11 protein-coding genes are annotated in these 12,854 nt (G+C 62.3%); 5 read left to right on the top strand and 6 right to left on the bottom strand.

The genetic code is table 11. The annotated features are described in order from the left end of the window. Positions 1-69: 69 nt before the first annotated feature. The gene (locus tag ACZ5J0_RS16190) at positions 70-744 is read right to left on the bottom strand and encodes an SRPBCC family protein (RefSeq protein ID WP_142937961.1); all 675 of its coding nucleotides are present in this window, start codon (positions 742-744) and stop codon (positions 70-72) included. Between the two features lie 325 nt (positions 745-1,069). On the opposite strand from ACZ5J0_RS16190, the gene ACZ5J0_RS16185 reads away from it, so the two are divergent. The 3 genes from ACZ5J0_RS16185 (at position 1,070) to ACZ5J0_RS16175 (ending at position 2,597) form a co-directional block, all read left to right on the top strand. Beyond that, a complete protein-coding gene (locus ACZ5J0_RS16185; RefSeq protein ID WP_166842373.1) occupies positions 1,070-1,432 on the top strand; it encodes an ArsR/SmtB family transcription factor in 363 nt (120 codons plus the stop codon). Then, positions 1,429-1,917, top strand: a complete 489-nt coding sequence (locus tag ACZ5J0_RS16180) for an SRPBCC family protein (RefSeq protein WP_166842374.1) — start codon at positions 1,429-1,431, stop codon at positions 1,915-1,917. Before ACZ5J0_RS16185 ends, ACZ5J0_RS16180 begins: the two co-directional genes overlap by 4 nt. 101 nt (positions 1,918-2,018) lie before the next feature. Further along, entirely contained in the window at positions 2,019-2,597 is a 579-nt protein-coding gene (locus ACZ5J0_RS16175; RefSeq protein WP_464093539.1) for an adenylate kinase, read from the top strand. A 10-nt stretch (positions 2,598-2,607) separates the two neighbouring features. Here the strand turns inward: ACZ5J0_RS16175 and ACZ5J0_RS16170 are convergent, their stop codons facing one another. The 4 genes from ACZ5J0_RS16170 to ACZ5J0_RS16155 form a co-directional block, all read right to left on the bottom strand. After that, on the bottom strand, positions 2,608-3,351 hold the full coding sequence (locus ACZ5J0_RS16170) for a glycosyltransferase family 2 protein (protein ID WP_464093538.1): 744 nt from the start codon (positions 3,349-3,351) through the stop codon (positions 2,608-2,610). 2 nt (positions 3,352-3,353) lie between these two features. Further along, positions 3,354-4,712, bottom strand: a complete 1,359-nt coding sequence (locus ACZ5J0_RS16165) for a PIG-L family deacetylase (protein ID WP_464093537.1) — start codon at positions 4,710-4,712, stop codon at positions 3,354-3,356. Further along, the gene (locus ACZ5J0_RS16160) at positions 4,706-5,779 is read right to left on the bottom strand and encodes an acyl-CoA dehydrogenase family protein (RefSeq protein ID WP_464093536.1); all 1,074 of its coding nucleotides are present in this window, start codon (positions 5,777-5,779) and stop codon (positions 4,706-4,708) included. The genes ACZ5J0_RS16165 and ACZ5J0_RS16160 overlap by 7 nt, the downstream gene beginning before the upstream one ends. 103 nt (positions 5,780-5,882) lie before the next feature. Beyond that, complete coding sequence (locus ACZ5J0_RS16155; RefSeq protein ID WP_464093535.1) at positions 5,883-7,895, bottom strand: FG-GAP-like repeat-containing protein; 2,013 nt, start codon at positions 7,893-7,895, stop codon at positions 5,883-5,885. Positions 7,896-8,326: 431 nt separating this feature from the next. Between ACZ5J0_RS16155 and ACZ5J0_RS16150 the strand changes: the two genes are divergently transcribed. Both ACZ5J0_RS16150 and ACZ5J0_RS16145 read left to right on the top strand, forming a co-directional pair. Beyond that, positions 8,327-10,609: a SulP family inorganic anion transporter gene (locus ACZ5J0_RS16150; RefSeq protein ID WP_464093534.1), complete on the top strand. Its 2,283-nt coding sequence runs from the start codon at positions 8,327-8,329 to the stop codon at positions 10,607-10,609. Positions 10,610-10,811: 202 nt separating this feature from the next. After that, the gene (locus ACZ5J0_RS16145; RefSeq protein ID WP_464093533.1) at positions 10,812-11,408 is read left to right on the top strand and encodes a DnaJ family domain-containing protein; all 597 of its coding nucleotides are present in this window, start codon (positions 10,812-10,814) and stop codon (positions 11,406-11,408) included. Between the two features lie 70 nt (positions 11,409-11,478). Here ACZ5J0_RS16145 and ACZ5J0_RS16140 read toward each other — a convergent pair whose 3' ends face one another. Continuing rightward, positions 11,479-12,804: an ammonium transporter gene (locus ACZ5J0_RS16140; RefSeq protein ID WP_464093532.1), complete on the bottom strand. Its 1,326-nt coding sequence runs from the start codon at positions 12,802-12,804 to the stop codon at positions 11,479-11,481. Positions 12,805-12,854 lie beyond the last annotated feature (50 nt).

Raw genomic sequence — 12,854 nt, 5'->3', positions numbered from 1 at the left:
TGTCACCCCGCTCAACCGTGCTAAATCCTACGAAACGCAGCGAAACGGCTCGTCACAAGGGAGGAGCGATTAGTGCTGTCCCGGCAGGAAGCCGCTCTGTGGCGGTATGAAGCCCGGTCCGCGGTCCTCGTCCTGCTTCCGTTCTGCGGCACTGCGCGTGTCGCTCTCGGCGGTTTCGTCGGAGTCGCCATCCACGTCGGCCAGGCCGTTGGTCTGATCGAACGGGTGGGTGATGGGATCCACGATCGGTGTCGAGTCCGAGGCGGGGGTAGCCGACGCCCCGGCAGCGGCAGTCCCTGGCCTGGGGTTCTCGTCGCCGGTCTCCGGTGCCTGCTTTTCGATGTACTCCTTGAACTTCTTCAAGTCTGACTCAGCCTGCCTTTCAACAATGTGCAACTTGTCGCCCAGGAACTCGAGGACGCCGTGCGGTTCGTATTCCAAGGACAGATGCAGTGACGTCTGGCTTGGGCCTGCTTCTTTGAAATCAACCCAACCTGCGTTCTTGGCACCCTCAACGGCGGCCCATGCCACCGCTCGGTCCAGGTCCTGTTGGACGATTTTGGCTTCCCAGCGGCGATGGACGCCGGCGATTTGGGCCACCCATTCCAGCCGGTCGTCGCTGAGCCGTGTCACGCGCTCAACGCCGCCCATGAAGTGTGGAAACTCCTCGAACTTGGTCCACTGCCTGTAGGCCGTACTGACCGGGACATTGACCATGATTGTCTTGTTCACTTTCGTGGTCACTGTGTCCTCCTCTTAGTCTTGCCCGATAATAATCAGCATACTTACATTGTCGGTCTTTGAGGAGGGAAATAACAGGCCCGGTCAGCCCAGACGCTCTCTCACATAACAGCCCCTTCCGCCCAACGCTCTATCACCCGGTGATAGAGCGTCGGCGGAAATGGCGCGTTATGTGAGAGAGCGCCGGGAAGGCGATTGGTGGCGCGGGTGGGTGGCCCTGGTGAATGTGCGTGTCGCCGGCGAACTGGCGCCGGCGAACTGTCGCCGGCCAGTTGTCGCGTCGGTAACCCGTTGACACCATTGCGAGTCGGCGATATCGTACAACCAAATGGTTGTAGATCAGCTCCGTACACACCTCTCCGACGCCGAGATCGACCGGATCTTTCAGGCTTTGGCCGATGCCACCCGTAGGGACATCGTGGCCCGGGTGACCGAGGGGGAGTACTCGGTCTCCGGGCTTGCTGCGCTCTACACCATGAGTTTCGCGGCCGTACAAAAACATGTTGCGGTCCTGGAACGGGCCTCCCTGGTGACCAAGGAGAAGCGTGGGAGGGAACAGATCGTGCGGGGAAACCATGAAGGACTACAGAAAGCCCGCCATCTGCTGGATCAACTGGAAATGATCTGGAGGCAACGAGCCGACCGGATTGCGGACATACTCGCCGAAGATGATGAAAGGGATCTGCCATGACTGTTGTCAGCGTAAACAAGGATGTTGAGGCCCTGAGCTTCAGCATTGTTTCTGAATTCGATGCCGACGTGAAGCGCGTCTGGCAGGTTTGGGAAGACCCCCGGCAGCTTGAGCGTTGGTGGGGACCGCCCACCTGGCCGGCCACTTTTGAGACGCACGAATTCACCGTTGGCGGGAAGGCCGCGTACTACATGACCGGTCCGGACGGCACCAAAGCGCGGGGCTGGTGGAAGTTCACCGCCATCAACTCCCCGGACCACCTTGAGTTCGACGACGGATTCGCCGACGAACAAGGCGAGCCGGTAGATGACCTGGGTATCACCCACGCCACCGTGAAACTTGAGCCCCTGGAAAACCGCACCCGCATGACCATCACGTCCACCTTCGACTCCGAAGAACAGATGCAGAAGATGGTCGAGATGGGCATGGATGAGGGAATGCGGGAAGCAGTCGGGCAGATCGACGCCATGCTTGCCAATGCCTGATCACTGAACCCAAAGCAAAAAGATGCCGACGACGGCGGGCGCCTCCCGCCGTCGCCGGCGTATGGTTAAGTCCCTGTTGCCTCTCGAAACGGACCAGTGTCATGGCGCGAATGATCATCATGGGTCCTCCCGGTTCCGGTAAAGGTACGCAGGCAGAGCACATTGCCCGGCATTTTGGGATCCCCGCCATTTCCACTGGTGAGCTGTTCCGCGACCACGTCCGCGACAAAACGGAATTGGGGGCAGAAGCCAGCGGCCATATGGATCGCGGGGAGTTTGTGCCGGATCACGTCACCACGGCCATGCTGAGGGTGCGGCTCGAAGAGGCAGATGCGGCGGCCGGGTTCCTGTTGGACGGCTACCCACGGACGGTCATCCAGATCGGCGCCCTGGACGAGATCCTGGCCGACCGTCAGCAAACCCTTGAAGTAGTTCTTGAGTTGACCGCATCAGACGACGAATTGCTTTCCCGGATGCTCCGCAGGGCGCAGGAACAGGGACGCGCCGACGATACCGAACCCGTGATTCAGCGGCGGCTTGAGCTGTATCGGGACCAAACGCAGCCAGTGCTGACGGCGTACTCGAACCGGGGGATTCTGCTCAGCGTTGACGGAACGGGCGAACGCCGAACGATCACGAAGGCTGCGATTGCCGCGTTGGAGGGGGCGTTGGCGGTTTAGCCGCTGGCTGTCAGCCGCTGGCGGGAGTCGGAAGCTCGGCTGCGAGCGACCGCAGGTACGCGGCGAACCCTTCCGGCGCGCGGGAATGTGTCCGCCCAGAGGTTACAACGCGGATGGTGTCCGTGGCTGACACTGCGAAACCTCGGTGACGGAGCCGTTCCACCAGAACGCGGTCCTCGTGGGAGCGCAGCCCGGGGAAGCCTCCCGCACTGATATAGGCCGAGGCCCGGATTCCCAAGTTGGCGCCGTAGATGTGCTGGTGGTCCTCCCGGAACGGATGGAGTTCCATCCAACGACGATGGATGGCCGGGTCCATGTCCGCCGGGTCGGGTTCCACGGACCCAAGGAGGGCGTCCGCTCCGGCGTTGGCCAATTCCACTTGCCGCGTCAGCCAGTGCCGGGGAACAACGGAATCGGCGTCCGTGGTGGCCAGCCAGATACCGGCGGTGTCATTAGCTCGCAGGCTTTCCAAGGCAGCGCGGAAGCCAAAGCCCCGGCTCGCGCCCGTGCTGCGCAGGTTCACGTTGACCACGCTGAAGCGGTTGTCGCCGGAGGTGTGCGCCGCGGCAATCTCCGCAGAGCGGTCGGTGCAGTGATCCAGGACCACCACCATCCTGGCCTCCACGCCTGGGCAATCACGGTTGAGTGCGTCCGCGGCGGCCTTTAGTGCCACCAGTGCCTTCCCGATGTGTTGGTCCTCGTTGTGGGCGGGCATGACCACTGCCACGCTCTTGATCTCCAAAGGCCCGGTCATGGTTATGGCGTCCTCTCAGGTGCCAGAAGGATCTCCAACATGAAGTCTTTCTCACGGTAGAGGCCGTGCGTGGGCCAGCCGAGTTTCTTACGAGCCATGGCATGGACCGCTTCGGCGTCCAGTTGCCAGCCCGAAATCGGGTGCCGCCAATGGCACAACACCAAGGTCCCGCAGGGCCGCGTGGACGCTTCAATCCGCGCCAGGAGTTCCGTGAGTTCATCCGGCGAAAGGTAGTAGCCCGTCTCGGACAGCACCACAAGATCGAAAGTGCCCTCGGGCCACTCGCCGGGCATGGTCAGGTGCCGGGTCTCTGCCGAGGGGAACCGTGAGAGCCGCTTAGCTGCCTGGGCAAGGGCTCCGCTGCTGGCGTCCACTCCAAGGAACTGTTGGCAGCGCTGGGCGAGTTCCTCGCTGAGAGTGCCAATGGAGCAACCCAGTTCCAGCCCGGATTCATATGATTCCTCCGGCAGCGCGGCCAAGGTCAGTGACCGTTTGCGCCGTTCGTACCAGCTGGTGGTGTAACTCCAGGGATCTTCCTCCCTGGAGTGGACCTCGTCGAAGATCCGCTCGGCGTCTGCGGCACTGTTGCTCCCGGCCGTGGAAGGATGCCAAGCGAAGGCCTCCCATGGCCTTCTGAAGTGTTCAAGGAACGTATCTGAAAGGAGCGTCTCATCTCCGGGTTGATCGGACAGCGGCTTCGTTTGGGAGAGGTGGGCACCCATTGCCCGTTGTTTGGCGCGCTGATCCTGATCCGCTAACGGCACCCGCACCCACGAGTTCCATGTGGAGTCATCCGGACCAGCCCACAACCAGTACCAGATGGGATACTCCAGCAGGCCATGGCCGCCCTGTGCCGCGACGTCCGCGGCGATGCTGCCAAGGGTGTCATGGTCGATGTGCCCGTCATGGCGATAGGGGGCAATAATCGTGACGCTGTCTGCCGGCCTTCCCGCAACCGCTGCCCGAAGAGAGTCCGCGATCCTCTCCGTACTGGCCGCGAGCTGCCCATCGGCAAGTTCCAGGAACCGCCACGTGGCGCTCGGATTCAACCCGGACACTGCCGAGTCGAACTCCGTGAGCCTGACAGCGGCAAGCTGTTCCGGCGTCGTGGTTTGCGAGTCAGGATGCGAAGCTTCGCCGGCGGTGCACAGCAGAACCTCCACTGCAGCTCCGGCTTCATGAAGTTTGGCAAGGAAACCGCCTGCGCCCAGTGTTTCGTCGTCCGGGTGGGCCGCGAGAACTACGAACGTCATGTCAGCCAGTTCGTCTGCGCTCAGGGGCAGTTCGGGCAAGGCAGCAACCCCGCTGGCAGCCCATTCAGACTCCGACGTGCCGGTGTCCGTGTGCGAGAAAGCTACCAACTGCGGTCCCCTTTCAGAGCCAGGGCGCCCAACTGGGCGTCGTCCCGCATGGCGTGATGCTGCCTGATGTACAGCGACAGGTCCGCCATGCGCTTGCCATAAGCTTCGTCGAAAGCCAGCGGGCCGGGGCCCAGGTTCTGCGTCACCAAGGTTTGCACACGCTCGACGGCGGTGGCAACAGTTCCGCGGATACGGAGGGCTTCTGGCCAGGGGCTTGGGCCGTCAGGATCTGAGCCTTCCAAATCACCGGCGTCGATGCGTTCCGCGGTCTGGGCGAGGTGGCTCGTGGTGGTGGCAAGGATACGGTCGATCTCGCCCAGGGAAGCCAGCGCAATCTGGTCCGGTTCGCGGCCGTTGGCTGCGGCCTTGGTCAACGCATCCGTGTAGTCTCGCGCTACGGCGACGGCTCCGCCTAACCAACACGCAGCCACACCCATGCCGCCCCAAGCGAAACCCGGGCGCTGGAAATACCAGTTTCCGTGGTTGACGGGCCGTGCTTCCACTTGGTCAAAGTGGACTGTTCCGCTGGGGATTTCCTGCAGGCCGCGACTGGTCCACGCAGGTGTCTCCGCTGTCACGCCTTGGTGCTTTAAGTCAACGGCGAAGGCCGCTCTGGTGTTGTCTTCCGTGTGGGCGGTGATCACTGCGCCGTCCAGCTGCGCGGCCAGTGAGCACCACGGCTTGGATCCGTTGAGGACGTAGCTGCCGTTTGCGGTTCGCCTGGCCTCGAGCTTTGTTTCGGGGCCTTCCGCTGCGAAGACTCCCCATGTTCCCTCTTGCGGTTCTTCTGCCCCCGCTTGAGAGAGGATTGCCAAGGCATCAAGGTGTGGTTCGAGCACTCGCCCGGCCGCGACATCCACGGCTGTGACGGAGGCCAACAATTCCCACAGCTTGGCGGTGTTTCCCTCGCCGGGCTTCGGGGCGGTCCGGCCGATGTCCTCGGCAATGGTGAGCAATGCCGGCACGTCGCCCACTGCTGCCCGCACTTTTTCGAGCACAGGACCCAGTGCTTGCAACTGCGCGGGTTCGGAACTGATGCGGACTGGCTGGGCTTCGGAATAGCTCATGATGCCAAGCCTAAACTAAGGAACCTTAGGTTATGGGTTCGGAAAGCAAGCGGACGACGGCGGGAGGTTCCCGCCGTCGTCCGCTTTGCTTTGTTTTTGGTTGCTAGATGATCAGGTTCATGGCGTTCCAGCCGGAGCCGACCAGGCCTCGGGGGTGCCAGCCTCCCTGGCCGTTGCTCGGGTAGAGCCAGAGGGCCCCGCCTGCGTCGCGGGCCAGGAGGTCCACGTTGCCGTCGCCGTTGAAGTCACCGGGGCCCACGATTGCGGTCATGGCGTTCCAGCCGTTGCCTACGGTGGTGGGGCCGGTGAAGTACGAATGCACTCCCCACTCATACCGTGTCTGGTGACCTCTGTATTCCTGCAATGCTCCGGGGCCGTCAGTAGCCAGAAGATCGGGAACGCCGTCCTTGGTGAAATCGCCGGGCCCCATCATCGCAGTCAATACCTGCCACCCGTTCCCCATCCGGCTCGGCGGAAGCCAGCCACCTTTTCCGTTCCCTCGATAGAGCCAGAGGTAGCTGTCCGCGTCCCTGGCTACCAAGTCGGCACTTCCGTCAAGGTCGAGGTCTCCGACTGCTGTGACAGCGCTCATCGAATTCCATCCCTGTCCCACTTGGACTCGAGCAAACCAACCGCCTCCGCCGTTGCCTGGGTAAAGCCAGAGTGCGCCGCCGCCATCACGCGCCAGAACGTCGGCATTGCCGTCCCCATTGAAGTCTCCGGGGGCAACCATGGACGTCATCACGTTCCAGCCTTGGCCAACCTGAATCCGCGGAAGCCAGCCACCGTTGCCCTGACCGGGGTAAAGCCACAAGTTCCCGTTTCCATCGCGGGAAAGGACATCGGGCTTTCGGTCTCCGTTGAAGTCGTGCCCCACGCTAGCCGCTTTGATCGTGATGGTCAGGAGTGCGCTGATCGCATCTGAACCGTAGCCATTAGTGGACGCGACGCGGAACGTGTAAGTGCCTGGTGTGGTGGGAACGCCGGTTAGCACCCCGCCAGGATTTAGTGATTGCAGAGTGAGGCCGGGCGGTAATGAGCCGCTTGCAACCTTGAACTGGGGTACCAGCGAGCCGCTAGCCGTGAAGTAGTGCTGGTACCGGACCCCGACAGTCCCTGCGTTTGGCGGGTTACCGGAGGTGAAGACCGGCGCAACGTTCTTCCCGTCAATGATCCGGATTTCAGCGGCACCTGAGTCGAGGACATAGATCTTGTTCGTGGCCTCGTTCACGGCCAGGTCAGCCGGATTATTGAAGTCCCTGACATCACCCAGCAGGTTTGCCTGCGAATCAAATACCGTTACACGGTAGTTGTAAAGATCAGATGCATAGACCTTATTGGTGGTTTCGTTGACTGCCATGCTCTGATAATTGGTGTCGTCCACCGGGGTATTAGTAACTTTCAGGGTGGCACCGTCGAGCGCCGTCAGGTACTGGCCGCCTTCATCTGAGGCATAGACCATGTTGGCTTTGCGGTTGATGGCCATGACCCCGGGACGCGCATCTGTTCCAGTTGGAGCAACAGTCACAGCATTGGTTTGTCCATCGAGAACCGCAAATGCCTTGGCGGCCGGGCAGGCAAAGAAAATCTTTTGGGCAGCGCTATTCAAGACCATGGACTGGGCGACACATCCAAGGTCAATGGTGCTGAAAGTGTGGTTAGCTCCGTCGAGAACCGCAGTCTTCTTACCGACCCAATCCGTGACAAAGATCCGGTTCGTTGTCTCATCAACGGCCATTGATTCAACAGCCAAGGGCGAAGGCAAAAGAGTAGCTGTCCGAGTGGACCCGTCGATAACTGAGAGTCCTGCGCCCCTGTGGCTAACGTAGATCTTGTTGGTTTTGCTGTTGACGGCGAGAACCGATGGGCGTGCCGCGAGAGCGATGGTCGTCGTCACTTCAGATGCGCCGTCGATTACTGTGACCACTTTGCTGCCAGCATGGGAGACGTAAATCTTGTTGGTAATTTCATTGACGGCAATTTCCTCGGGAAATTCGGTAACGGCGATCGATTTCGAGGTCATGGTGTTTCCATCAACGACCATCACCGACTTGGCGGTGTAGTTCGTTACGTAGATCTTGTTGGTCTTGGCATTCAACACTTCGTCTATAGGCATGCTGCCTTTGAACTTTTGGTCAGTCAGAATGTCAGCCTGCGCCGACCCGGCTCCCACTCCGACCAGGATGCTCGCCGCCGTGAGCAGCACAAGAAGCCCGGCAGCAAGACGCCTCCCCGCGGCACCGACAAAAGACCTGGATATACCCCGAGCAGCCAAGGCTCAACCCCCAATAAATTCGATGAGCGACTATCGCTTCAACCAGCGAAGTTTACAGCCGGCCGAGCATTGGATGTGATCCGGGTCCCAATGTTTCGTCCAGCGGCCAAAGCTTCGGACCCCCAACGCGCTCAACCCCCGCCAAAGTTCCCATTGGTCCCAACATGAAGCGCATCTTCACAGCTTTTGTCACGCTTGTCACATCTTGTTGTCATTAACGGTGACAAGTTCCGTAGCTTGGAAAGGTCAGCAGTCCAGAGCTAGGAGTTCCCATGCCGCAGTCCAACGAATCCGCCACCGTTCCCGCCGACTCACACAGCCCGCCAGGCCCCAAGGCCCGTAAGACCAGCCTCCTGAGCAACCTGGGAGCAGACCTACCCGCATCGCTCGTCGTCTTCCTCGTAGCACTCCCGCTTTCCCTCGGCATCGCCGCCGCCTCAGGTGCTCCGATCATGGCGGGCCTCATTGCCGCAGCCGTCGGCGGCATTGTTGCAGGCAGCCTGGGCGGCTCCCCACTGCAGGTGAGCGGCCCAGCCGCCGGTCTGACCGTCGTCGTTGCCGGTCTGGTAGACGAGTTCGGCTGGCAGGTGACATGCGCAATCACCGCTGCTGCAGGCGTCGTGCAGCTCCTCATGGGTGTCAGCCGCATCGGGCGTGCTGCGCTGGCAGTCTCGCCGGTGGTAGTCAAGGCGATGCTCGCGGGCATCGGCATCACCATCATCCTGCAGCAACTACACGTACTTCTTGGCGGTCAGGCCGCTGGATCTGCCATCGAAAACCTCACAGCGCTCCCCGCAGCCATCACCAACGTCGAGCTGCACTCGGCGTTGCTGGGCGTGGCCGTCGTCGCGATTCTACTGACGTGGAAGTTCCTCCCCGCCGCAGTCCGGAAGATCCCCGGGCCGCTTGCCGCCGTCGTCGCCGTGACGGCGCTGTCCGTCGCAGTTGCGCCAAGCGTGGAGCGCATTAGCTTCAGCGGATCCATCTTCGACGCCATCGCCCTCCCAAGCCTGCCCGACGGAAACTGGCGCGCCGCGGCCATGGCCGTCATCACGGTGGCTCTGATCGCTAGCATCGAGTCGCTCCTGTCAGCCGTCGCCGTAGACAAAATGGGCGGCTCGCGCACCAACCTCAACCGGGAACTCGTGGGCCAAGGCTCCGCGAACGTCGTTTCCGGCATGCTCGGCGGGCTGCCCGTCACCGGTGTGATTGTCCGTAGTGCCACCAACGTAGAAGCCGGAGCGAAGAGCCGTACCTCCGCAATCCTGCACGGCGTGTGGGTTCTGGTGTTTTCGGCCCTCTTCGCCGGACTCATCCAACTGATTCCGTTGTCCGTGCTCGCCGGGCTCCTGCTGGTGATCGGCGCCAAGCTCATCAAAGTCGCGGACATCCGCACCAGCCTCCGCACGGGAGACCTCCTCGTCTACAGCGTCACCCTGGTCTGCGTGGTGGCCCTCAACCTCCTTGAAGGCGTCATCATCGGCCTCGCACTGGCCGCCCTCTGCGTCCTGTGGCGCGTGCTCCGGGCACAGATCCATGCGCACGCTCCCTCTGCAGAAGCACTGCCGTGGCGCGTGACCATCGCCGGCTCCTGCAGCTTCTTCGCGCTGCCCCGGCTCAACCGCGTCCTCCATTCCGTGCCAGAAGGCCAGGATGTGGTGGTGGAACTCAACGCCGACTACCTTGACCACGCCTTCCGCGAAGCACTGGTCGCTTGGCAGAAGCAGCAGCGCAACACCGGCGCCTCCGTGATCCTCGAAGAGCACGGAACCACTGCATTCAGCGACGCCGCGGACAACACCCCGCAGCGCCAAGACCCGCGCGAATTCCCGCTGCCGCCCCGTACGTCCTGGTTGCCTGCCGGTGTCACCCCAGCTCACGACGACGACGGCGGGCGGCTGCCGCTGCGGTCAATCCTCCTGGGCATCGATAAGTATCACCGGCGGCACGCAGACAAGGTCCGTCCCCTGGTTCAGGACCTCACCGAAGGGCAGAATCCGGACACGCTCTTTGTTGCCTGTGTGGACTCCAGGGTCAATCCCAACCTGATCACCAGCAGCGGGCCCGGCGACCTCCTCACTCTCCGGAACATTGGCAACGTGGTGTGCAATGACGGCAGCGATGCTTCGATCGACTCTGCCCTGTCCTTCGCCGTCAAGGGCTTGTCCGTGGACTCGATTGTGGTCTGTGGGCACTCCAACTGCGGTGCGATGAAAGCTGTCATTGCCGATGCTGAGGGGGCTGCGCCGGCCATGGGCAAAGGCTTTGATACGTGGCTGGAGCACGCCCGGCCGAGCTACTCTGCCCTGATGACCGGCCACCCTGTAGCGATTGCTGCAGCGGCTGAGGGTTACAGCCGGCTGGACCAATTGAGCATGGTGAACGTGGCCCTCCAACTCCGGAAGCTGGAAGAACACCCGGTCACCGGGCCAGCCTTGGCGTCCGGTCAACTTGAGGCCACTGGCTTGTTCTACGACATTTGCACGGCCCGGGTTGTCCTGGTGACGCCGGAGGGCATCGAGCAACTGGACCCGAGCATGGCGGTTCGCGCGTAGCTCCACGTGCCCCAGACTGGCCCCATCCACCCACTTTGGGAGGACAACAGCCCCGACACTCCGCTTCGGCGGCGTGTCGGGGCTGTTTCAGTTTTAATGTGGGTGGTGGAGGCCCGGGCCACCCACAGCGTGCGCAATACTGGACTCAGAGACCACGATTTCCGGCAGGCGAGGGCTGCCGTGTGAGGAGGTGGCGGGGAACGTGAATGCCGAGAACAACGCCTTCAGACGGAAGCTCGAGCGGGGCGCGGAACTGCGGGCAGTACGGTCTTGGGGCGGGAATGCCGAAGAAGACGCAGAGCTTGAGGCCGCGGATGCCGAAGAACGCGAGAAACGCCGCAAGGTGGATGGCGCTGCACGGGTTGAATACCTCATCCGCGATGCCATGAACCAGGGCAAGTTCGACAACCTGAAGTACGCCGGCAAACCAATCCCCGGTTTGGGGGAGCACTACGACCCCGACTGGTGGGTCAAGGGGCTCATCCAGCGTGAACGGCTCAGCGGCATCGGGCCGCCCGCCATCTTACTGCGGATTGAGGACTCGGAACTCGACGCCAAGGTGGACCTGCAATATACCGAGAAACAAGTCCGGGATCTGCTGGAGGACTTCAACAAACGCGTGGTGGAGGCGCGGCGGCAATTACAAGGCGGCCCGCCAGTGATCACTAAGCTCCGCGACGTGGAGGCTGAAATTGTAAGGTGGCGGGAGCGCAGGGCCGCAGCAGCCCCACCCGAGCCGGAGCCTGACCCGCCCGGCAAACGAACGTGGTGGCAGCGACTCTGGAACGGCCCCGGGTGAGGGGCACACAACAGCAGCCGACGGCGAAACCTGAGTTCCGCCGTCGGCTGCTGTTCTGCGTGTGAGGACTTTAGGCGAAGCTGTCTTCCTTGGCCTCCGGGGCAGCTGGAGCCGGTTTCCGGCCGATCAGGGCTGAGAGGTGAGCCTGCTGCTGGCGGAAGTGGCCGTGGGCGGTGAGGCCGAACTCGTACGCGGACTCTGCGTGCTGGGTGAGATCCACGCCGGTGACTTCGTGCTCCAGGGGAACCCGGAATCCGATGGTCTTGTGGATGATTCGGCCGATCACCAGTGTGCCCAAACCGGACAGGACGATGGTGATCAGTACGGCAACTGTTTGGGCAATCAGCTGCTGCGGGCCGCCGCCGTAGAAGAGGCCGCCGGCCGTGCCCTCGGTGGGGAACGCGATGAAGCCCAGGGAGAGGGTGCCGATGACGCCCGCACCGAAGTGCACGCCCACCACGTCCAGGGAGTCGTCGAACCCGAACTTGTACTTCAGGTCCACGAACACGGCGCAGGCGGCGCCGGCAACCAGGCCAAGGCCCAGTGCGGCAAGCGGACTGATGTTGGCGCAGGAAGGCGTGATGGCCACCAGGCCGGCCACGACCCCGGACGCCGCACCCAGCGATGTCGGGTGACCGTGACGGACTTTTTCTACAATGAGCCAGCTGAGCATTGCTGCTGCCGGTGTGACCAGGGTGTTGATCCAGATGAGGCCGGCTTGCTCGGCGGTGGTTGCTGCGCCGCCGTTGAATCCGAACCAGCCGAACCAGAGAATGGCCGCGCCGATCATGATGAACGGCACGTTGTGCGGGCGGTGGTTGGGGTCTTTGGCGAATCCGTGACGCTTTCCCACGATCAATGCGAGGACGAAAGCGGCGGTTCCGGAGCTGACCTCAACCACTGCGCCACCGGCGAAGTCGATGACCTGACCGAAGATTTGCGTCACGGCACCGCCGGCGCTCATGAGACCGCCGCCCCAGATCATGTAGGCCAGCGGGCAGTAGACCACGGTGATCCAGATCGGTACGAACAGCGCCCAGGCGCCGAACTTGGCACGGTCGGCAATTGCTCCGCTGATCAGGGCCACGGTGATGATGGCGAAGGTGGCTGCAAAGCCGGCCTTGATGAGGTCAGGCGACCCGATCAGGTCCTGCAAGCCGAAGTGCGCGAAAGGGTTGCCGAACAGGCCGAGGAAGCCGTCACCCGTGGTCATGGAGTAGCCCCACAGGACCCACACCACGCCAACAATTCCCGCCGAGATGAAGCTCATCATGATCATGTTGAGCGCTGCCTTGGCGCGGGTCATGCCGCCGTAGAACAGGCCGAGGCCGGGCGTCATGAACAGCACCATTGCCGCCGACAACATCATCCAGACGTGTTGCGCAGAGATCTCCACCTGCGTTCCCTTCTCATTGAGTCCAACCCCCCGATCAATATTCGGTGAGC

The sequence above is a fragment of the Arthrobacter sp. DualSoilB13 genome, from assembly GCF_055389195.1.
Note: the sequence above shows the minus strand (reverse complement) of the source record. Positions and strands in the feature narration are given on the sequence as shown.